Source organism: Streptomyces sp. NPDC006450 (assembly GCF_040612195.1).
Taxonomy (GTDB): domain Bacteria; phylum Actinomycetota; class Actinomycetes; order Streptomycetales; family Streptomycetaceae; genus Streptomyces.
The window spans coordinates 1-20692 of the sequence record NZ_JBEXPT010000092.1 but is presented as its reverse complement, the minus strand read 5'-3'; the positions used below and the strand labels follow the sequence as shown (position 1 = coordinate 20692).

Below are 20692 nucleotides of genomic sequence, written 5' to 3'. Positions count from 1 at the left end.
GTTTCTCCATCAGCCGGCCCCCTCTCCCGAGTCCGGACATCCGAAAGGAAGGACGGCCCCAGGGCTCGCCACAGTACTCCATTCGGGCCACCTGGGTGGACCGCCGCGCCGCCGAACTTGTCTCGGACGGCGGGAGTTGGGCTGCCCTGAATCGGGTCCGCATCGGGCCGGACCTGGGTGTGCGCCCGATTTCGGGTGTCTTGCTTCACAGAATCTCCGGAAACGGAACTATCCGTTTCGCTGATGTGTCAGTAACGGGAGAAGGCGTTGGAGCGCGAGGAGCAGGACACGCAGGGGATGGCGATGGGTCACAAGACGGTGCTGGACGTCGAGCCGGAGCCGGCGCAGGAGAAGAAGAAGCTCGATCTGAGCGCGGCTCAGGTCGCGGGTTCCTCCCTCGCCACGGTCGCGGCGGCCCTGCTCGCCTCGCAGATGGGCGTCTACGGGACCATCCTGGGCGCGGGCGTGGTCAGCGTGGTGGCCACCGCGGGCGGGCCCGTCATCCAGCACTTCTTCCGCCGCACCGGCGACCAGTTGCGCGAGACGGCCCGGCCGAAGGCCCGTCAGGTCCCGGTGGACGGGCCCGGGTCCGCCCCGGCGGGGCGGGCGCCGGACGGCACGATGAGGCCGGGCACCGTCCCGGCCGGCGGGGCGCCGCCCCACGGGGAGTCCGCCGAGCAGTTCGGCGAGGCCACCGTCCACGGCACCCGGATGCGGGGCTGGAAGCGGACGGCCGTGGCCTCCGGAGCCGCCTTCGCCATAGCCCTGGGCGGCCTGGGGACCTACGAGGCGGTCGCCGGCACCTCGGTGAGCGCCGGCGGCGGCACGATCCTCACCGGCGGAGTCGGCAAGGCCCGCGACTACAAGCCGGACCCGCCCGAGGACCCGTCGGGCACGGGCACCGGAACCGGCACCGGCACCGGCGAGAAGGGCGGGAAGACCCCGGACACCGGGACCTCCCCGAGCCCCTCGCACCCGAACGGCAAGCAGAGCCCGAAGCCCGACCCGGACACCTCGCCGTCCGCCGACCCGTCGTCCAGCCCCGCTCCGACCCCGCCGAAGCCCGGCCCTTCTCCGAGCACCACGCCCCCGAAGCCCGATCCCTCGCCGAGCAGCACGCCCTTGAACTCCCCGACGCCGGGCACGGGTCAGGAGTCGCGGACCCCCTGAGGGTTCAGTCCCCCAGAACGCGCCGCAGGTAGTCGTTGCCGAAGACCCGGTTCGGGTCCAGCCGGTCCCGGAGCGCGGTGAACTCCCCGAAGCGGGGGTACGCCCGGGCGAAGTACTCCGCGTCCCGCGTGTGCACCTTGCCCCAGTGCGGCCGCCCGCCGTACTCGGTGAAGATCCGCTCGGCGGCCGTGAAGTAGGCCTGGTACGGGGTGCCCTTGTACATGTGCACCGCGATGTACGCGCTCTCGCGGCCCGAGGCCGTCGACAGGGTGATGTCGTCCGCCGGAGCCGTCCGCACCTCCACCGGGAAGCTGATCCGCAGGCCGGAGCGGTCCACCACGGCCTTCAGCTCCCGCAGCGCCTCGACGACGCGCTCGCGCGGAAGGGCGTACTCCATCTCCACGAACCGCACCCGGCGCGGGCTGGTGAACACCTTGTACGGGATGTCCGTGTAGGTGCGCGCCGACAGGGCGCGGCTCGCGATCCGGGCGATGGAGGGGATGGCCGCCGGGACGGCGCGGCCGAAGGAGTTGACGGCCTGGAAGAGGCCGTTGGACAGCAGCTCGTCCTCGACCCAGGCGGAGACCGCTCCGGGCGGGGCGGCGGGGCCCTGGCTGCGGTTGTTGCGCTTGGTGTTGCAGTTGCCGGTGTGCGGGAACCAGTAGAACTCGAAGTGCTCGTTCTCCGCGTGGTGCTGGTCGAACTCCGCCGTCACCCGGTCGAAGCCCATCGGCTCCTCACGGGCGGTCAGGAAGAAGAGCGGCTCCACGGCGAAGGTGAGCGAGGTGACCACGCCGAGCGCCCCGATGCCGAGGCGGGCCGCCGCGAAGACCTCGGGATTCTCCTTCTCGGAGCAGCTCAGCAGCTGCCCGTCCGCCGTGACCAGCTCCAGGCCGCGGATCTGGGCGGCGATGGAGGCCGAGTCGCGGCCGGTTCCGTGGGTGCCGGTGCTGGTGGCGCCGGAGACCGTCTGCTCCATGATGTCGCCCATGTTGGTGAGCGACAGGCCCTCCTTGGCGAGGGCCAGGTTGAGGTCCTTCAGGACCGTGCCCGCCGCCACGGTGACGGTGGCTGCCCCGGCGGACCGGTCGATCCCCCGGATCCCGGCCAGCGCCTGCGGGCGGATCAGCACGCCGTCGGTCGCGGCGGCCGCGGTGAAGGAGTGGCCGGTGCCGACGGCCTTCACCTTCAGCCCGTCCCCGGCGGCCCGGCGGACCGCCTCCTGGAGCTCCCCGACCGAAGCCGGGGTGACCACGCGCGCGGGTGTGGCGCTGACGTTGCCCGCCCAGTTATGCCACGCGGCGGTCCGTGTCCCGCTGCTGCCTGCTGTCCCCGTCGTCGCCATCGTTGGAAGGCTCCTCCCCTTGCGCCGACCTCGTCAGCCGGCGGTAACCCGCGAACGCAACCGCCGCCGCGGCGGTCCCCGCCGAGATGGAGACGACGTACCCGGTCTTCGCGCCGGCCGCGTCGATGACCCAGCCGGCCACGGAGGACCCGAGCGCTACCCCGACCGCGAGGCCGGTGCTGATCCAGGTCATGCCCTCGGTCAGCTTCGCGCGTGGTACGTGCGCCTCGATCAGGGCCATCGTGGTGATCATCGTGGGAGCGATGGCGAGGCCCGAGACGAAGAGCGCCACGGCCAGAAACGGAAGGTTCCCGGCCAGTAGGAGGGGGATCATACTCACGGCCATCGCACAGATGCCCAGCACCCACCTGCGTTCCGGCCGGCCCTTGAGGTGCAGCAGGCCGAAGACGATGCCGGCGAGGCAGGAGCCGACCGCCCAGATGGCGAGGATGAAGCTGGCGGCGGACTTGTGGCCCTGCTCGTCGGCGAAGGCCAGCGTGACCACGTCGATGGAGCCGAAGATGGCACCGGTGGCCACGAAGGTGGCCATCAGCACCTGGAGTCCGGGGGAGCGCAGCGCCGAGGTCCGGTCGGCGTCCTCGCCGCGCGGGTGCGGGGCCGGCTCGGTGGCGCGCTGCGCGGTCAGCCACCACACGCCCACCAGCAGGCAGACACCGGCGACCAGCGGGCCCGCCTCCGGGAACCAGGTGGTGGAGAGCCCGATGGCCAGGATCGGCCCGAAGATGAAGCAGACCTCGTCCAGGACGGACTCCAGGGAGTACGCCGTGTGCAGTTCGCGCGGGGAGTCCCGGTAGATGGCCGTCCACCGGGCGCGGATCATCGAGCCCACGCTGGGTACGCACCCGGCGAGCGCGGCGAAGACGAAGAGGGTCCAGTCGGGCGTGTTGTTGGCCGCGCACAGCAGCAGCCCGGAGATGGCCAGGAGCGCGAGGAGGGTCGCCGGCCGCAGGACGCGGCGCTGGCCGTACTGGTCGACCAGACGGGAGACCTGCGGGCCGATCGCGGCGGCGGAGAGCGCGAGGGTGGCGGTCAGGGCTCCGGCCAGCGAGTAGCGGCCGGTGAGCTCGGAGATCATCGTCAGGATGCCGATGCCGACCATGGACAGCGGCAGCCGGCCGATGAGGCCGGCCGCGCTGAAGCCCCGGCTCCCGGGGGCGGCGAAGATCGCGCGGTAGGGACTGGGCAAGGTGCCCTCCGTAAGGGACGTCATTGGCCCATACAGGTTACGGCCGCGTAGGGGCTGCCCGCCTGGGGAAGCCGCCGGGGCGGGCCGGGAGGAGTCCCGGCCCGGGGCGGAGCGGTCTCGCGGGCCGGGCCTGTTTTCCGCGCGGCGGCGGTGGGTGGCAGGATTCGAGGCATGTCCGACCAGCTCCGCGCCTCAGCCGCCGCCCCCTACGACGCCCTCCTGCTGCTGTCCTTCGGCGGCCCCGAGGGACCCGATGACGTCGTGCCGTTCCTGGAGAACGTCACGCGCGGGCGCGGTATCCCGCGCGAGCGGCTCAAGGAGGTCGGGCAGCACTACTTCGGCTTCGGCGGGGTCAGTCCGATCAACGGCCAGAACCGCGAGCTGCTCGACGCCCTGCGCAAGGACTTCACGGACCACGGGCTGGACCTGCCGGTCTACTGGGGCAACCGCAACTGGGCCCCGTACCTGAACGACGTGATGCGCGAGATGGCCGCCGACGGGCGCCGCCGCATCGCGGTGCTGGCGACCAGCGCGTACGCCTCGTACTCGGGCTGCCGGCAGTACCGCGAGAACCTCGCGGACGCGCTCGCCCTGCTGGTCCGGGAGGGCACGGCCGAGGCGGACCTGCCGAAGGTCGACAAACTGCGGCACTACTTCAACCACCCCGGCTTCGTGCAGCCCATGATCGACGGAGTGCTGGCCTCGCTCGCCGCGCTGCCCGAGGAGGTCCGCGCCGGGGCGCACCTGGCCTTCACCACGCACTCCATCCCGAACGCGGCCGCGGACACCTCCGGCCCGGTGGCGGAGCACACCGCGGACGGCGAGGGCGGGGCGTACGTCAAGCAGCACCTGGACGTCGCGCGGCTGATCGCCGAGGCGGTCCGCGCGGAGACCGGCACCGAGCTGCCCTGGGAGCTCGTCTACCAGTCGCGCAGCGGCGCCCCGCACATCCCGTGGCTGGAGCCGGACATCTGCGACCACCTGGAGACCCTGCACGCAGCGGGCGCCCCGGCGGTGGTCATGGTGCCGATCGGCTTCGTCTCGGACCACATGGAGGTGCTGTACGACCTCGACACGGAGGCGACGGCGAAGGCCGCGGAGCTGGGTCTGCCCATCGCCCGCTCGGCCACGGTGGGCGCCGATCCCCGGTTCGCGGCGGCGGTACGGGACCTCGTGCTGGAGCGGGCCGCCGTGGAACGCGGGGAGGCCGTGGAGCGTTGCGCGCTCGGGCTGCTCGGGGCCGGCCACGACCTGTGCGCGGTGGGCTGCTGCCCGGCGCGGGGCCCCCCGCCCGGGGGGCGGCGTGGGGGGGGTGGCGGGAACGGGGGGGGAGCCGGCCGCCCCCGCGGGGGGGGGGGGGGTGGGGCGGGGCCGCCCGTGGGGGGGGCGGTGGGCCCGGTCCTCAACGGGGGCGGGGGCGGCCCCCCCGGGGGGTCCGGGGCACAGCCCCGGGGAACGGGCGAAGGGCGGGTAGGGGATTGCGCCCCGCGCAGCGGCCGCCCGCCGGCGCAGCCGGGCCCGCCCATGGCGCAGCCGGGCCGACGCCCGGAGCCCCGTACGAGCCCCCGGCGGTGCCCCGCACGGGCCGGTCCGCCCCCGACACTGACAAAGCGGCGCGCCGCGCCACGCACGTACTCCACCCCGGACAAACGCCGAATCCGCGGCGGAGTCCTACGGTGGAGGGGACAAGGACCCACCGCACACACTCCGAAGGGCCGGGATCAGCATGACTTCCACCCACGCCTTCTGGCTCGCCGGCCGCCAGGCCACGGGCGACGACAGCCTCGACGTCCACTCCCCGTGGGACGGCCGCCTCGTCGGCACCGTGAGCGTTCCGACCGACGCCCAGGTCGAAGAGGCCGTGGCCGCCGCCTACGCCGTGACGGCGGAGTTCTCCGCGACCCCGGCCCACGTACGCGCCGAGGCCCTGGCCCACGTCGCCCGCCGGCTCGCCGAGCGCACCGAGGAGATCGCGCTGCTGATCTCCGCCGAGAACGGCAAGCCCATCAAGTGGGCCCGCGGTGAGGTCGGCCGTGCGGTGTCCGTGTTCCGCTTCGCCTCCGAAGAGGCCCGCCGCTTCAACGGCGGAGAGGCCCAGCGCCTGGACACCGACGCCGGCGGCGTCGGCCGCCTGGCCCTGACCCGCCGCTTCGTCAAGGGTCCGGTCCTGGGCATCGCGCCCTTCAACTTCCCGCTGAACCTGTGCGCCCACAAGGTGGCCCCCGCCATCGCCGTCGGTGCGCCGATCATCCTGAAGCCGGCCCCGGCCACCCCGCTCTCCGGTCTGATCCTCGGCGAGCTGCTCGCCGAGACCGACCTGCCGGCCGGTTCCTGGTCCGTCCTCCCCGTCGCCAACGACAAGATGCCGGAGCTGGTCAAGGACGAGCGCCTGCCCGTCATCTCCTTCACCGGTTCGGACAAGGTCGGCTACGCCATCCAGCAGGCCGTGCCCCACAAGCACTGCACCCTGGAGCTCGGCGGCAACGCCGCGGCCGTGGTCCTGGAGGACTGGTCCTCGGAGGCCGACCTCGACTGGGCCGCGACCCGCATCGCGACCTTCTCGAACTACCAGGCCGGCCAGTCCTGCATCGGCGTGCAGCGCGTGATCGCCGACGCGACGGTCTACGACCGCCTCGTCGAGAAGGTCGTCGCCAAGGTCCGCGAGCAGGTCACCGGCGACCCGAACGACTCCGCCACCGACGTCGGCCCCCTCGTCTCCGAGGACGCCGCCAAGCGGGTCGAGTCCTGGGTCGACGAGGCCGTGGCCGCCGGAGCCAAGCTGCTCACGGGTGGCAAGCGCGAGGGTGCCTCGTACGAGCCCACCGTCGTCTCGGAGGTGCCCGAGGGCGTCACCCTCGCCACCGAGGAGGTCTTCGGACCGGTCCTCACCCTGCGCCGGGTCGAGAACACCGACGAGGCCTTCGCCGCCGTCAACGACTCGAAGTTCGGTCTGCAGGCCGGCGTCTTCACGCGGAACATCCAGACCGCGTTCCGCGCCCACCGCGAGCTGGAGGTCGGCGGCGTGATCGTCGGCGACGTCCCGTCCTACCGCGCCGACCAGATGCCGTACGGCGGCGTCAAGCAGTCCGGCGTGGGCCGCGAGGGCGTGCGCTACGCGATGGACGACTACACCTACGAGCGGGTCCTGGTCCTCAGCGGCCTCGACATCTGACCGAACTCGTACGGCCACCAAGCCGACGGCCGGAGCCTACTGTGCGGGGGCTCCGGCCGTCCCCCGTTCACCCCCGCTTCCCCGCCGCCCGAAACGGGTACGACTCACTGGTAGCACCCACCGGTAAGCACCCCTCTCTCGGCGGCGAGGTGAGCCCGCTCATGTCCGCAACACAGCCCGCACAGCCCGTTCCGCCCGCACGGCCCGCACGGCCCAAGGTGACCGAGCGCGAAGCACGGCAGGTCGCGGAAGCGGCCCGGGAACAGAACTGGCAGCGGCCGAGCTTCGCCAAGGAGCTGTTCCTCGGACGGTTCCGGCTCGACCTGATCCACCCCCACCCGCTCCCCGCCGAGGAGGACGTCCGGCGCGGCGAGGCCTTCCTGGCCCGGCTGCGGGAGTTCTGCGAGACCTCCATCGACGGAGCGCGCATCGAGCGCGAGGCGAAGATCCCCGACGAGACCGTGCGCGGGCTCAAGGAGCTCGGCGCGCTCGGCATGAAGATCGAGCCGAAGTACGGGGGCCTCGGCCTCACCCAGGTGTACTACAACAAGGCGCTCGCCCTCGTCGGCTCCGTCAGCCCGGCCATCGGCGCCCTGCTCTCCGCCCACCAGTCGATCGGCGTACCCCAGCCGCTGAAGATGTTCGGCACGCAGGAGCAGAAGGACGCCTACCTGCCGCGCTGCGCGACCACCGCCATCAGCGCCTTCCTCCTCACCGAGCCGGACGTCGGCTCCGACCCGGCGCGCCTGGCCACCACGGCGGTCCCGGACGGCGAGGACGCGTACGTCCTGGACGGCGTGAAGCTCTGGACCACCAACGGGGTCGTCGCCGACCTGCTCGTCGTCATGGCCCGGGTCCCCAAGAGCGAGAACCACCGCGGCGGGATCACCGCCTTCGTCGTCGAGGCCGACTCGCCCGGCATCACCGTCGAACACCGCAACGCCTTCATGGGCCTGCGCGGCCTGGAGAACGGCGTCACCCGCTTCCACCGGGTCAGGGTCCCCGCGGCCCAGCGCATCGGCGCCGAGGGCGCCGGGCTGAAGATCGCGCTGACCACGCTGAACACCGGCCGGCTGTCGCTGCCGGCCATGTGCGTGGGCGCGGGGAAGTGGTGCCTGAAGATCGCCCGCGAATGGTCCGGCGTACGCGAGCAGTGGGGACGGCCGGTCGGCCTGCACGAGGCCGTCGGCGCCAAGATCTCCTTCATCGCGGCCACCACCTTCGCCCTGGAGGCCGTGGTCGACCTGGCCTCCCAGATGGCCGACGAGGACCGCAACGACATCCGCATCGAGGCCGCCCTCGCCAAGCTCTACGGCTCCGAGATGGCCTGCCTGATGGCCGACGAGCTGGTCCAGATCCGCGGAGGACGCGGCTTCGAGACCGCCGAGTCCCTCGCCGCCCGCGGCGAGCGGGCCGTGCCGGCCGAGCAGATGCTCCGCGACCTGCGCATCAACCGGATCTTCGAGGGATCCACCGAGATCATGCACCTGCTGATCGCCCGCGAGGCCGTGGACGCCCACCTGTCGGTGGCCGGCGACCTCATCGACCCGGAGAAGGCCCTGGGGGACAAGGCGAAGGCGGGCGCCCGCGCCGCCGGGTTCTACGCCCGCTGGCTGCCCCAGCTCGCCGCCGGCGCCGGCCAGGTCCCCGGCACCTACCGGGCCTTCCATCCGGGCGGCCACCCCGACCTCGCCACCCACCTGCGCTATGTCGAGCGCGGGTCGCGCAAACTCGCCCGGTCGACCTTCTACGCCATGTCCCGCTGGCAGGGCCGGATGGAGACCAAGCAGGGGTTCCTCGGCCGGATCGTCGACATCGGCGCCGAGCTCTTCGCGATGAGCGCGGCCTGCGTGCGCGCCGAGCACCTGCGGGCCTCGGGCGAGCACGGACGCGAGGCCTACCAACTCGCCGACGCCTTCTGCCGGCAGGCCCGGCTCCGCGTGGAGGAGCTCTTCGGGCGGCTCTGGGACAACACCGACGACCTGGACCGCAAGGTCGTCGCCGGAGTCCTGAACGGCGCCTACACCTGGCTGGAGGAAGGCGTTCTCGACCCCTCCGGCGACGGCCCGTGGATCGCCGACGCCGCACCGGGCCCCTCGACCCGCGAAAATGTCCACCGGCCGCTGCGCTGACCTGCAATCATCGCCGGACATCGGACAGATGTACGAAGATGAGTACGAGTACGGGTACGCGTACGAGCACAGCGCGAGGCGGACGAGAACGATGCCGACGGCCGAGGAAGACCGCACCAGCCGACGGCTGGCCTGGTGCGTGGCGCACGTGCTGCGCCACGCACCGGACCACGTCGTCACGGACATGATCGGCCGGCTCGACGAGCCCGCCTTCAAGTACCTGTGCCGGGACGAATGGCTGGCGGCCTCGACCGTCACCCTCCTGCTCCGCCACGGAGGCGCGGCCGACCGGACCTACGTCGCCCGCAATCCCCGCGTCGTGGGCCGGCCGCTGCCCGGCCTGCCCGGGCCCGCCCGGTACGCCCGCCGCCGGACCCCGCCGGAACTCCTGCCCGTGCTCCGCGCCGAGCTGGGTCGCGACGTCGGCGAGGGGCCGCTCACCGCGGCCGAGCTCATCGGCCTGCTCCGACGGCACGGCCGGCGCGGGCCCCGGGTCCCGCTGGACATCCTGGCGCTGAGCCACCGCCCGGACCCGGAGCTGCTGCTCGCCGAACACCTCCGCCGGCCGCTGCCGGCCGGCTCCGTCGAAGCCCTGCTGCTCGTCGAGGACCTGCCCCGGGAGACCGTCCACGGGCTGCTCGCCACGGCGGCGGCTCGGACGCGCTCCTGGCACCGGCCCGCCGTCCGCGCCGTGCGGATGGGCCGCGTCACGCACGAGGAACTCGTCGCCCACGTGGCCCCCGCGCACCGCACCCTGCTGCTCACCGACCTGGCCGGGGCCCGCGGCCTGCGCTGGAGCCTGCCCGAGCGGACCGGGATGCGCACCGCCGTCGCCCGGGCGCTGCGCCCCCTGCGCGACGACTCCCGGCTCTGGGCCGAGCTGCTGCGCCACGCCCCCGGTTTCCCCGGCACCCTGCCGGTCCTGGTGGCCCGGATCGTGCGCGGCACCCTGCTGGAGCCCGCCGGAGGGCCACCGGTCCCCGGGCTCGCCGAGGCGGTGCGCTCCGTGGCGCCCGCGGCCGCCGAGCCCGTCGCGGGCGTGGACCGCGAACTGGCCCTGGCGAGCCTGGCGGTGCCCATGGAGTCCGTCCAGGAGGACGTCCGGTGGGTGCGCGACTGCCTCGCCCGCGGGCTGCTCACCGGCGAGGACGTGATCCGGCACAAGGCGCCCGCCTGCTGGGCCCTGGACGAGGACCACTGGCTGGGCGAGGTGGACCACCCCGACCGGCACGAACCTCACGCCCCGGTGATCGCCGCGCGCGCCGAGGCCGACCGGCTGTTCGCGCTGGCCCTCGGCTCCGATCCCGACGCCTGGTGGCGGGTGGCCAGCACCCTCCCGGATTTCGCCGGGACGCTCCCGCACCTTCTCCTTCGGGTCACGGAAGGGGGCTCAGTGTCGGGGCGCCCCTGAGTTGCGGCAACAATGGGTCCATGAGCGACCGCCCATCCCCCCTTGCCGATCCGCACGTCCTCTTCGACCCCGCGGCCGGCCGTCGGGACATCGTCATCCTCGGCTCCACCGGGTCCATCGGGACCCAGGCCATCGACCTCGCCCTGCGCCACCCGGACCGCTTCCGGGTCACGGCCCTGTCCGCCGCCGGCGGCCGGGTCGCGCTGCTGGCCGAGCAGGCCCGGCTGCTGCGCGTGAAGACCGTGGCCGTCGCGCGCGAAGACGTCGTACCGGCCCTCAAGGAGGCGCTGGACGCCGAGTACGGCGCCGGTGAGCCGCTGCCCGAGATCCTCGCCGGACCGGACGCGGCGACCGAGCTCGCCGCCTCCGAGTGCCACACCGTGCTCAACGGCATCACCGGTTCCATCGGCCTCGCGCCCACCCTCGCCGCGCTGGAGGCCGGGCGGACACTGGCCCTCGCCAACAAGGAGTCGCTGATCGTCGGCGGCCCGCTGGTGAAGGCCCTGGCGAAGCCCGGCCAGATCATCCCGGTCGACTCCGAGCACGCGGCTCTCTTCCAGGCCCTCGCCGCGGGCACCCGCGCCGAGGTCCGCAAGCTCGTGGTCACCGCCTCCGGCGGGCCCTTCCGCGGCCGCACCCGTGCCGAGCTGGCCTCGGTCACGGTCGAAGACGCACTGGCCCACCCGACCTGGGCGATGGGCCCGGTGATCACCGTCAACTCGGCGACCCTGGTCAACAAGGGCCTCGAGGTCATCGAGGCGCACCTGCTCTACGACATCCCCTTCGAGCGGATCGAGGTCGTGGTCCACCCGCAGTCGTACGTGCACTCCATGGTGGAGTTCACGGACGGCTCGACGCTGGCCCAGGCCACCCCGCCGGACATGCGCGGCCCGATCGCGATCGGCCTCGGCTGGCCCCAGCGGGTCCCGGACGCCTCCACCGCCTTCGACTGGACCAAGGCGTCCACGTGGGAGTTCTTCCCGCTGGACACCGAGGCCTTCCCGGCGGTGGGCCTGGCCCGGCACGTCGGCGCCCTGGGCGGTACCGCACCCGCCGTTTTCAACGCGGCGAACGAGGAGTGCGTAGAGGCCTTCCTGGCCGGTCGGCTGCCGTTCACAGCAATCATGGATACGGTCTCTGCCGTGGTCGATGAGCACGGAACCCCCGCGAGGGGAACTTCCCTCACGGTCGCGGACGTCCTTGAAGCGGAGACCTGGGCCAGGGCCCGGGCACAGGAGATGGCGGCACGGGCCGCCGTGGAGGCGCGCGCATGACCGTACTGCTCACCTTGGCCGGCGTGCTCGTCTTCGTGGTCGGGCTGCTCTTCTCGATCGCCTGGCACGAGCTCGGCCACCTCTCCACGGCCAAGCTCTTCGGCATCCGCGTGCCCCAGTACATGGTCGGCTTCGGCCGGACCATCTGGTCGCGCAAGAAGGGCGACACCGAGTACGGGCTCAAGGCCATCCCGATGGGCGGCTACATCCGCATGATCGGGATGTTCCCCCCGGGCGAGGACGGCAAGGTCACCGCCCGCTCCACGTCGCCGTTCCGCTCGATGATCGAGGACGCGCGCTCGGCGGCGTACGAGGAGCTGCAGCCGGGCGACGAATCGCGGCTCTTCTACACGCGCAAGCCGTGGAAGCGCGTCATCGTGATGTTCGCGGGACCGTTCATGAACCTGGTCCTGGCGATGGCGATCTTCTTCGGCGTGTGGATGACCTTCGGGGTGCAGCAGACGACCACCCGGGTCCAGACCGTCTCCGAGTGCGTCATCAAGCAGAGCGAGAACCGCGACGTCTGCAAGGCGGGCGACCCGGCGGCCCCCGGCAAGGCCGCCGGCCTGAAGGTCGGCGACGAGATCGTGGCCTTCCAGGGCGCGCGGATCGAGGACTGGGACACCCTCCAGAAGAAGATCCGCGCCACCATCGGACCGGCCACCCTCACCGTCCTGCGCGACGGGCAGAAGATCGAGCTCCACGCGAACCTCGTGGAGAACCGGGTGGGCAGGACCGACGGCCACGGCGGCTACGTCAAGGGCGAGTTCGTGTCGGCCGGCTATCTCGGCGTCGGCCCGAAGTCCGTGATCGCCCCGCTCAGCTTCGGCCAGTCCGCGGACCGGGTCGGCGAGGTCGTCGAGAGCAGCGTGCAGGGCCTGGCCCAGCTCCCGGGCAAGATCCCGGCGCTGTGGAACTCCGTCTTCAACGGAGCCGAGCGGGAGGCCGACTCCCCGATGGGCATCGTCGGCGCGGCCCGGATCAACGGCGAGATCGCGACCCTGGACATCCCGAGCGAGCAGCGGATCTCGATCATGCTGAACGTCCTGGGCATGTTCAACCTCTCCCTCTTCCTGTTCAACATGCTGCCCCTGCTGCCGCTGGACGGCGGGCACATCGCGGGCGCCCTGTGGGAGTCGGTGCGGCGGGCCTTCGCCCGGGTCTTCCGGCGTGCCGACCCGGGCCCGTTCGACGTGGCGAGGCTGATGCCCGCGGCGTACGTGGTGGCCGGAGTTTTCCTCTGCTTCACCCTGCTGGTACTGGCCGCGGACGTGGTCAATCCCATTAAAATCACCTGACCGAAAGGTCTGCGGGACGCCGCAGGGCCCCTGCGTACAGCAGGCGATCCGGAGCCGGGCACTCATCGTGCCCGGCTCCCTACGTTCGAGTGGCACGGCGGCGGCGGTGCGCGAGTGGCGTGCCGGTTGGCGTAATCTCGGACGTTGGAGCCCGCCGATCCCGGCGCCTATATCCACACCTTGGGGTTGCACAGCAGATGACTGCCATCTCTCTCGGAATGCCGGCCGTGCCGACGAAGCTTGCCGACCGCAGGGTCAGCCGCAAGATCCAGGTCGGCTCGGTGGCCGTCGGCGGCGACGCACAGATCTCCGTGCAGTCGATGACCACCACCCGGACCTCCGACATCGGGGCGACGCTCCAGCAGATCGCAGAGCTGACCGCTTCCGGCTGCGACATCGTCCGCGTGGCCTGCCCGACGCAGGACGACGCCGACGCGCTCGCCGTGATCGCGAAGAAGTCGAACATCCCGGTCATCGCCGACATCCACTTCCAGCCGAAGTACGTGTTCGCCGCGATCGACGCCGGCTGCGCCGCCGTCCGCGTGAACCCCGGCAACATCAAGCAGTTCGACGACAAGGTCAAGGAGATCGCGCGCGCCGCCAAGGACGCCGGTACCCCGATCCGGATCGGCGTCAACGCCGGCTCGCTGGACGCGCGACTGCTGAAGAAGTACGGCAAGGCCACGCCCGAGGCGCTGGTCGAGTCCGCGCTGTGGGAGGCCTCCCTCTTCGAGGAGCACGGCTTCAGCGACATCAAGATCTCGGTCAAGCACAACGACCCGGTGGTCATGGTCAACGCCTACCGCCAGCTCGCCGCCCAGTGCACCTACCCGCTGCACCTCGGCGTCACCGAGGCCGGCCCGGCGTTCCAGGGCACGATCAAGTCCGCCGTCGCCTTCGGCGCCCTGCTCTCGGAGGGCATCGGCGACACGATCCGCGTCTCGCTGTCCGCCCCGCCGGTGGAGGAGATCAAGGTCGGCATCCAGATCCTGGAGTCGCTGAACCTCAAGCCGCGCCGCCTGGAGATCGTCTCCTGCCCGTCCTGCGGGCGTGCGCAGGTGGACGTCTACAAGCTGGCCGAGGAGGTCACGGCGGGCCTGGAGGGCATGGAGGTCCCGCTGCGCGTCGCGGTCATGGGCTGCGTCGTCAACGGCCCCGGCGAGGCCCGTGAGGCCGACCTGGGCGTCGCCTCCGGCAACGGCAAGGGCCAGATCTTCGTCAAGGGCGAGGTCATCAAGACCGTCCCCGAGTCGAAGATCGTCGAGACCCTCATCGAAGAGGCCATGAAGATCGCCGAGCAGATGGAGAAGGACGGCGTGATGTCGGGCGAGCCGACGGTCGCCATCGGCGTGTAGCCCGCCGCGGCGAACCGCGCGGCGCGACAGCAGGCATGACGACGGGCCCGGGACCGCAGGTGCGGCCCCGGGCCCGTCCGCGTGCGCACCCGCCGGTGGGGATCCCTCGGCACGGACGCTCCTCGGCACGGGGGCCCGCCGGCAGGCCCGCCCCGGGGCGGAACCGGCCCGGGAGGCCCCCGAGGGACCTCGGGGGCATCTCGGAGCAGGTCCGGGTACAGTGCGGAGATCAGCAGACTTGCATGGTGAGGCCCCAGTGTTGACGCAGACCACCACCCGGGTCCTTGAGCCCAGTGATCTTGACGCCGCGCTCGACATCCTCGGCCGCGAGCCGGTCGAGAACGCCTTCGTCACCTCCCGGGTCCAGATCGCCGGGCTCGACCCGTGGCGTCTGGGCGGCGAGATGTGGGGCTGGTACGCCGACGGCGAGCTCCGCTCGCTCTGCTACGCCGGCGCCAACCTGGTGCCCGTCTGCGCCGGACCCGACGCGGTACGGGCCTTCGCCGACCGCGCCCGGCGCACCGGCCGCCGCTGCTCCTCCATCGTCGGCCCCGCCGAGGCCACCGGGCTGCTCTGGCAGCTCCTGGAGCCGAGCTGGGGCCCGGCCCGCGACGTCCGCTCCTGCCAGCCGCTCATGGTCATGGAGCAGCCGTCCACCACGGTGGCCGCCGACCCCCGGGTCCGCCGGATCCGCAAGGACGAGATGGACCTGATCATGCCCGCCTGCGTGGCCATGTTCACCGAGGAGGTCGGCATCTCCCCGATGACCGGAGACGGCGGCCTGCTCTACCAGGCCCGGGTCGCCGAACTGGTCGCCGGCGGCCGTTCCTTCGCCCGCGTCCAGGACGGCAAGGTCGTCTTCAAGGCCGAGATCGGCGCCGCGACCTCCCGCGCCTGCCAGATCCAGGGCGTCTGGGTGGCCCCCGAGTTCCGCGGCCGCGGGCACTCCGAGACGGGCATGGCCGCCGTCGTCGCGTACGCGCTCCGGGACGTGGCCCCCGTGGTCAGCCTCTACGTCAACGACTTCAACACCGCCGCGCGCGCCTCCTACCGCCGGGTCGGCTTCCGCGAGGTCGGCGCGTTCATGAGCGTGCTGTTCTGAGCGCATCGCCGCTCCGGGGGCGCTGATGCGGGCGTCCTGTTCCGATCTTCCTGTTCGACTCCGCGGTCGGCCAGTAAGGTCGCCGCATGATGCCAACCCCCGTGGGAGACGACCCCGGCCGGCCCGCCGGACTGCGCATCGGGCCCCTCGACCTCGCCGCCCGGGTCGACGAGGCCCTGCGCGTGCAGGCCATGGCCTTCGGGCTCAGCGAGGAGGAGGTCGGCATCCGGCGCTACATCGTCCAGCGCCACATGACCTGCCGCGGCGCCCGCGCGCTCGGCGCCTTCACCGAGGACGGGGTGCTCGCCGGGTTCGTCTACGGCATGCCCAACGACCGCTCCCACTGGTGGTCCGCGATCGTCGAGCCCTATCTGCGGACCGGCGGACACGAGGGCTGGCTCGACGGCTCCTTCGTGATCACCGAGCTCCACGTGCACCCCGGGTTCCAGGGCAAGGGCGTCGGCCGCGCCCTCATCACCCTGATCACCGACACCGCCGCCGAGGAACGCTCGATCCTCTCCGCGATCGACACCGACAGCCCCGCCCGCGGGCTCTACCGCTCCCTCGGCTACACGGACCTCGCCCGCCAGGTCTTCTTCCCGAGCGCGAGCCTCCCGTACGCCGTCATGGGCGCCCCGTTGCCGCTGCGCAGGCCCTGAACCCCTCAACCCCCGCCGTCGGGACCCCGAGGAGGCCCCAAACCGTTTCCGCGGCCCCCGCGGGCCCCGGTAGCCTCCCGGCATGTCAACGCAACACGTGCAGCGCATGTCCCGCCTCATGGCCAAGACCCTCCGCGAGGACCCCGCCGACGCGGAAACCCTCAGCCACCGCCTGCTGGTCCGGGCCGGCTACGTCCGGCGCAGCTCCGCCGGGGTGTGGAGCTGGCTGCCGCTCGGCAAGCGGGTCCTGGACAACGTCTCGCGCATCGTCCGCGAGGAGATGGACGGGATCGGGGCGCAGGAAGTGCTGCTCCCGGCGCTGCTGCCGAAGGAGCCGTACGAGGTCAGCGGGCGCTGGTCGGAGTACGGGGACCTGCTCTTCCGGCTCAAGGACCGCAAGGGTGCGGACTACCTGCTCGGCCCCACCCACGAGGAGATCTTCACCCTGGTGGTCAAGGACCAGTGCACGTCCTACAAGGACCTGCCGGTCATGCTGTACCAGATCCAGACCAAGTACCGGGACGAGGCACGGCCCCGCTCGGGCGTCCTGCGCGGCCGCGAGTTCCAGATGAAGGACTCGTACTCCTTCGACGTGTCCGACGAGGGCCTGGCGGAGTCCTACCGGCTCCACCGCGAGGCCTACGTACGCATCTTCGAGCGGCTCGGGCTCGACCACCGGGTGGTGTCGGCGGTCTCGGGGGCGATGGGCGGCTCGGCGTCGGAGGAGTTCCTGGCACCGGCCCCGGCCGGCGAGGACACCTTCGCGGACTGCCCCTCCTGCGGCTACGCGGCCAACACGGAAGCGGTGACCTTCGCCCTGACCCCGGCCGAGGGGGAACACGGCCCGCTGGAGGAGATCCCGACCCCCGACACCCCCACCATCGAGACCCTGGCGGCGCACCTGGGCGTCCCCGCCTCCGCGACGCTGAAGAACCTCCTGGTGAAGGTCGACGGCGAGATCACCGCCGTCGGCGTACCGGGCGACCGGGAGGTCGACCTGGGCAAGCTCGGCGAGCACCTGGCCCCGGCGGTCGTGGAGCTGGTGACGGCCGAGGACTTCACCGGCCGGCCCGACCTCGTACGCGGCTACGTGGGCCCGCAGGGCCTGGAGAAGGTCCGCTACCTCGCCGACCCGCGCGTCGCGCCGGGCACTTCCTGGGTGACGGGCGCCAACAAGGCCGATACGCACGCCCGGAACGTGGTCTGCGGGCGCGACTTCGAGGTCGACCAGTACCTGGACGTGGTCGTCGTCGAGGAGGGCGACCCCTGCCCCGCGTGCGGCGCCGGGCTCCGCCTGGACCGGGCCATCGAGATCGGGCACATCTTCCAGCTCGGCCGGAAGTACGCCGACGCGTTCGGGCTCGACGTCCTCGGCAAGGAGGGCAAGCCGGTCCGGGTCACGATGGGCTCGTACGGAATCGGCGTCTCCCGCGCGGTGGCCGCGCTGGCCGAGCAGACGGCGGACGAGCGGGGCCTGTGCTGGCCCGCCGCCGTCGCCCCGGCCGACGTCCACGTCGTGGCGGCGGGCAAGGCGGTGCCGCTCGCCCTCGCGGAGTCGGCGGCGCAGTCCCTGGCAGCGGCCGGTCTCCGGGTCCTCCTCGACGACCGGCCGGGCCTGTCACCCGGGGTGAAGCTCACCGACGCGGAGCTGATCGGCGTCCCGTGGATCCTGGTGGCGGGCCGCCGGTCCGCCGATGAGGTGGTCGAGCTCCAGGACCGCAGGTCCGGCACCCGCGAGGAACTCCCCCTGGCAGAGGCCCTGGCCCGCCTGACCGGGTCCGCGTAGCCCCCTCCCTGCGGGGCCGTCCCCTGCCCTTCCAGCGTTCCCCGGGGCTCCGCCCCGGACCCCGCGCCGGCGAGGCTGATCCTTCAGCCGTGCCTTTCGGGAAGGGGCGGGGTGGGGGGAGGCCCCGCGCAGCGGCTACCCCGGCAGTTCGTCCGGCGGCGGGGAGCCGTTCACGGACGAGCCGACGGCCGGGGCCTCAGGCGCCTGCGGCCCCGTGACGGCCTCGGCTTCGCCCGGCGCCGCCGGAGGCGAGGGGGCCGCGCGTTCCAGGAAGCGGAGGAGCTCCACCGGGAAGGGGAGGACCAGGGTGGAGTTCTTCTCCGCGGCTACGGCGACGACCGTCTGGAGCAGGCGGAGCTGGAGCGCCGCAGGCTGGTCCGACATCACCGCCGCCGCCTCGGCCAGCTTGTGCGAGGCCTGGAGCTCCGCGTCCGCGTTGATGACGCGCGCCCGCCGCTCACGGTCGGCCTCCGCCTGCCGGGCCATCGACCGCTTCATCGTCTCCGGCAGGGACACGTCCTTGATCTCGACCCGGTCGATCTGGACGCCCCAGCCCACCGCCGGACTGTCGATCATCAGCTCCAGGCCCTGGTTGAGCATCTCCCGGTTGGAGAGCAGGTCGTCCAGGTCGGATTTGCCGATGATCGACCGGAGCGACGTCTGCGCCATCTGGGAGACGGCGAAGCGGTAGTCCTCCACGGCCACGACCGCGTTCGCCGGGTCGACGACCTTGAAGTACACGACCGCGTCCACGCGCACCGTGACGTTGTCCCGGGTGATGCCCTCCTGGGCCGGCACCGGCAACGTCACGATCTGCATGTTCACTTTCCGCAGCCGGTCCACGCCGGGCACGATCACGGTGAAGCCGGGCGTCCGGATCTCGTCCCGCAGCCGCCCGAAGCGGAAGACCAGGCCCCGCTCGTACTGCTTCACCACGCGCGCTGCCGCGCCCATGTAGACCGCGATGCCCACGCCCGCGGCGATTGCCGCTGTCAGCAGTTCCTCGACCATGACGGCCCCCTGCCGGACATACCTCTCTTGCCTACGGTATGCCCTACAACCAGCCCGCGAACTCCAGCAGCAGCTCCGCGTCCCGCCGCCGCCCGGCGGCCAGCGCCCGGTTGCCCGACTCGACCGCCCGGAACAGCGTCCAGCCCCGGAGCCGGTCCCGGTCCACCTCCAGGGCGTCGGCCAGTTTGTTCACCCGTCGCCGGGCGCCCGAGGCCCCCGCCGAGGAGGCCATCTGGTCCTCCAGCCGGTCCCGTACCAGCCGTGCCAGGTCGTAGGCCCGCTCGCCGACCATCGGGTCCGGGCCCACCGCCAGCCACGGGGCCCGCTCGCCGGCGAGGACCTTGCCCTGCCGGAAGTTGCCGTGCAGCAGCAGCTCCTCGGCCGGCGCCGCCGTCAGCTCCTCACGGGCCGCCAGCGCCGCCGAGGCCAGCTCCGCCGTCTCCGGGGGAGCCTTGCGCAGCACCTCGGCCTGCTCGGCGGTCCGCTCGGCGACCGTCTCCCAGCCGTGCCCCTGGGCCGGGGCCACCCACAGTCTGCGCAGCGTGCCGCAGGCCTCCAGCAGCGCTTTGGCCTCCGGCAGCGAGCGCAGCGAGACCTCGGGGTGCAGCCGCTCCAGCAGCAGCCCCCCGTCCTCGTCGTGGTGGCGTGTGTCGAGGATCCGTACCGCCCCGAAGCCGCCCCAGTGCGCCAGCGCGGCCAGTTCACGGTCGGGCCGGAGCACCGGCGGGGCCAGCTTCAGCGCGGCCGGGGTCCCGTCGGCGTACCGGACGAGGACGACCAGGCTGCTGCGGCCGCCGGGGGCCTGCACCCGTTGGGCGTCCACCCCGCGCCGGGCCAGCGCGTCCTGCGCCAGCCGGGGGAGCTGCCCCAGCCAGTCCGAGACGTGCGCCGATTCCGGCAGCTCGCCGAGCGCCCGTACGAGCCGCTGCGGCGGTTCGAAAGCCATGCGTGCGTGGTCCCTTTCAGCTGTGCCCGGGCTCGTCGCGCATGCTTGCGCGCTAGGTCCGCGGTGTGTCCGCGCGTTCCGTGAGCCCAGGGAAGGCTACGCCGACACCACGCCACCGTGCCGCGCGCACGGCCGCGGCGGTGAGCGCGTCAGCCGCCTCGCGGCGCAACCGGCCCTCCGCGGCGCGCACCAGATCGGAGTACGCGCCCGCCACCCGGTCCTCGATCCCGGCGGCCAGCCGCTCGGCGTCGGCGGGCGTGCGGACGGTGAACGGCAGCGTGTACGCCGCCTCCGAGGCGCGGGGGGAACCGCCCAGCTCACGCACGGTGCGGGCCAGCGCGTCGCGGCGCGCGAGGTGGCCGCCGTACGCCTCGCGGGCCTCGGCCGAGCGGGCGGCCGAGGCCCGGGCCCCGATCACGCCGTAGCCGTACGCGGCAGCGTGCTCGGCGGCGAGCGCCGCCTGCGCGGCCTCCAGGATCTGGCCGGCGGGGGAGGGCGTGGAGGTCACGATCAGGCTCCCGGGTTCGAGGTCAGCAGGTACGCGTGCACGTGGCCGCACGCCGCCACCGAGGCGAGCATCCGGGCCAGTTCGCCGGGGGCGCCGGCCAGGGAGATCGTCCGGGCCTCGGCCAGGCTCCGCTCGGCGTCCGCGAGGGCGGTCAGCGCGTCGGCGGGCGCGGGTGGCACCGGTACGGGCCCGGGAGCGGGCGGCGCTGCGGCCGCGGCGCCGGACGGGTGGGGGGTGGAGGACGGGGCGGCGGTGCGGGCGGGCGAGGCGGCCGGTGATCGGAAGAGGGTCGTGGTGGGAACGAGTGTGAGCGGGG

15 protein-coding genes and 2 pseudogenes are annotated in these 20692 nt (G+C 72.9%); 11 read left to right on the top strand and 6 right to left on the bottom strand.

The window, feature by feature from the left end; all coding sequences use genetic code 11:
• Positions 1-267 precede the first annotated feature (267 nt).
• Positions 268-1170, top strand: coding sequence for a hypothetical protein (locus tag ABZY57_RS23875; RefSeq protein ID WP_356515070.1), 903 nt, complete (start codon positions 268-270; stop codon positions 1168-1170).
• A gap of 4 nt (positions 1171-1174) precedes the next feature.
• Here ABZY57_RS23875 and ABZY57_RS23870 read toward each other — a convergent pair whose 3' ends face one another.
• Together ABZY57_RS23870 and ABZY57_RS23865 are read right to left on the bottom strand one after the other, a co-directional pair.
• Complete coding sequence (locus tag ABZY57_RS23870) at positions 1175-2515, bottom strand: D-arabinono-1,4-lactone oxidase (protein WP_356515068.1); 1341 nt, start codon at positions 2513-2515, stop codon at positions 1175-1177.
• Positions 2460-3722 carry an MFS transporter gene (locus tag ABZY57_RS23865; RefSeq protein WP_356515066.1) on the bottom strand — a complete coding sequence of 421 codons (1263 nt, stop codon included), beginning with the start codon at positions 3720-3722 and terminating at the stop codon, positions 2460-2462. Before ABZY57_RS23865 ends, ABZY57_RS23870 begins: the two co-directional genes overlap by 56 nt.
• 171 nt (positions 3723-3893) lie before the next feature.
• Here ABZY57_RS23865 and ABZY57_RS23860 point away from each other — a divergent pair.
• The 10 genes and pseudogenes from ABZY57_RS23860 to ABZY57_RS23815 all read left to right on the top strand — a co-directional run.
• Positions 3894-5015, top strand: a pseudogene (locus ABZY57_RS23860) (ferrochelatase); the annotation flags it as partial.
• Positions 5016-5448: 433 nt separating this feature from the next.
• On the top strand, positions 5449-6894 hold the full coding sequence (locus tag ABZY57_RS23855; protein ID WP_356515064.1) for an aldehyde dehydrogenase family protein: 1446 nt from the start codon (positions 5449-5451) through the stop codon (positions 6892-6894).
• 161 nt (positions 6895-7055) lie between these two features.
• Complete coding sequence (locus tag ABZY57_RS23850; RefSeq protein ID WP_356515062.1) at positions 7056-9026, top strand: acyl-CoA dehydrogenase family protein; 1971 nt, start codon at positions 7056-7058, stop codon at positions 9024-9026.
• A 28-nt stretch (positions 9027-9054) separates the two neighbouring features.
• A complete protein-coding gene (locus tag ABZY57_RS23845; protein WP_356515061.1) occupies positions 9055-10437 on the top strand; it encodes a hypothetical protein in 1383 nt (460 codons plus the stop codon).
• A gap of 20 nt (positions 10438-10457) precedes the next feature.
• Positions 10458-11711 (top strand): 1-deoxy-D-xylulose-5-phosphate reductoisomerase, encoded by a 1254-nt coding sequence (gene dxr / locus ABZY57_RS23840; protein ID WP_356515059.1) that lies wholly within the window; start codon positions 10458-10460, stop codon positions 11709-11711.
• Positions 11708-13009 (top strand): site-2 protease family protein, encoded by a 1302-nt coding sequence (locus ABZY57_RS23835; RefSeq protein ID WP_356515057.1) that lies wholly within the window; start codon positions 11708-11710, stop codon positions 13007-13009. Before dxr ends, ABZY57_RS23835 begins: the two co-directional genes overlap by 4 nt.
• 197 nt (positions 13010-13206) lie before the next feature.
• A complete protein-coding gene (gene ispG / locus ABZY57_RS23830) occupies positions 13207-14364 on the top strand; it encodes a flavodoxin-dependent (E)-4-hydroxy-3-methylbut-2-enyl-diphosphate synthase (protein WP_243337575.1) in 1158 nt (385 codons plus the stop codon).
• Positions 14365-14620: 256 nt separating this feature from the next.
• On the top strand, positions 14621-15466 hold the full coding sequence (locus tag ABZY57_RS23825) for a GNAT family N-acetyltransferase (protein WP_356515055.1): 846 nt from the start codon (positions 14621-14623) through the stop codon (positions 15464-15466).
• A gap of 89 nt (positions 15467-15555) precedes the next feature.
• Positions 15556-16125: a GNAT family N-acetyltransferase gene (locus tag ABZY57_RS23820; protein ID WP_356515084.1), complete on the top strand. Its 570-nt coding sequence runs from the start codon at positions 15556-15558 to the stop codon at positions 16123-16125.
• Between the two features lie 82 nt (positions 16126-16207).
• Positions 16208-17911, top strand: a complete 1704-nt coding sequence (locus tag ABZY57_RS23815) for a proline--tRNA ligase (protein WP_356515053.1) — start codon at positions 16208-16210, stop codon at positions 17909-17911.
• A 135-nt stretch (positions 17912-18046) separates the two neighbouring features.
• Here ABZY57_RS23815 and ABZY57_RS23810 read toward each other — a convergent pair whose 3' ends face one another.
• From ABZY57_RS23810 to ABZY57_RS23795, 4 genes and pseudogenes are all read right to left on the bottom strand, one after another.
• Positions 18047-18922, bottom strand: coding sequence for a slipin family protein (locus ABZY57_RS23810; RefSeq protein WP_356515051.1), 876 nt, complete (start codon positions 18920-18922; stop codon positions 18047-18049).
• 43 nt (positions 18923-18965) lie between these two features.
• Complete coding sequence (locus ABZY57_RS23805) at positions 18966-19868, bottom strand: aminoglycoside phosphotransferase family protein (RefSeq protein ID WP_356515049.1); 903 nt, start codon at positions 19866-19868, stop codon at positions 18966-18968.
• Positions 19869-19920: 52 nt separating this feature from the next.
• Entirely contained in the window at positions 19921-20376 is a 456-nt protein-coding gene (locus ABZY57_RS23800) for a ferritin-like domain-containing protein (RefSeq protein ID WP_356515048.1), read from the bottom strand.
• A 2-nt stretch (positions 20377-20378) separates the two neighbouring features.
• A pseudogene (locus ABZY57_RS23795) lies at positions 20379-20692 on the bottom strand (hypothetical protein); the annotation flags it as partial.

Excerpts from the sequence above, each read along its gene's own strand:
- ABZY57_RS23810 (WP_356515051.1), bottom strand. The coding sequence starts at position 18,922 with ATGGTCGAGGAACTGCTGACAGCGGCAATCGCCGCGGGCGTGGGCATC.
- ABZY57_RS23850 (WP_356515062.1), top strand. The coding sequence starts at position 7,056 with ATGTCCGCAACACAGCCCGCACAGCCCGTTCCGCCCGCACGGCCCGCA.
- ispG (WP_243337575.1), top strand. The coding sequence starts at position 13,207 with ATGACTGCCATCTCTCTCGGAATGCCGGCCGTGCCGACGAAGCTTGCC.
- ABZY57_RS23835 (WP_356515057.1), top strand. The coding sequence starts at position 11,708 with ATGACCGTACTGCTCACCTTGGCCGGCGTGCTCGTCTTCGTGGTCGGG.
- ABZY57_RS23855 (WP_356515064.1), top strand. The coding sequence starts at position 5,449 with ATGACTTCCACCCACGCCTTCTGGCTCGCCGGCCGCCAGGCCACGGGC.
- dxr (WP_356515059.1), top strand. The coding sequence starts at position 10,458 with ATGAGCGACCGCCCATCCCCCCTTGCCGATCCGCACGTCCTCTTCGAC.
- ABZY57_RS23820 (WP_356515084.1), top strand. The coding sequence starts at position 15,556 with ATGCCAACCCCCGTGGGAGACGACCCCGGCCGGCCCGCCGGACTGCGC.
- ABZY57_RS23845 (WP_356515061.1), top strand. The coding sequence starts at position 9,055 with ATGTACGAAGATGAGTACGAGTACGGGTACGCGTACGAGCACAGCGCG.
- ABZY57_RS23815 (WP_356515053.1), top strand. The coding sequence starts at position 16,208 with ATGTCAACGCAACACGTGCAGCGCATGTCCCGCCTCATGGCCAAGACC.
- ABZY57_RS23870 (WP_356515068.1), bottom strand. The coding sequence starts at position 2,515 with ATGGCGACGACGGGGACAGCAGGCAGCAGCGGGACACGGACCGCCGCG.
- ABZY57_RS23805 (WP_356515049.1), bottom strand. The coding sequence starts at position 19,868 with ATGGCTTTCGAACCGCCGCAGCGGCTCGTACGGGCGCTCGGCGAGCTG.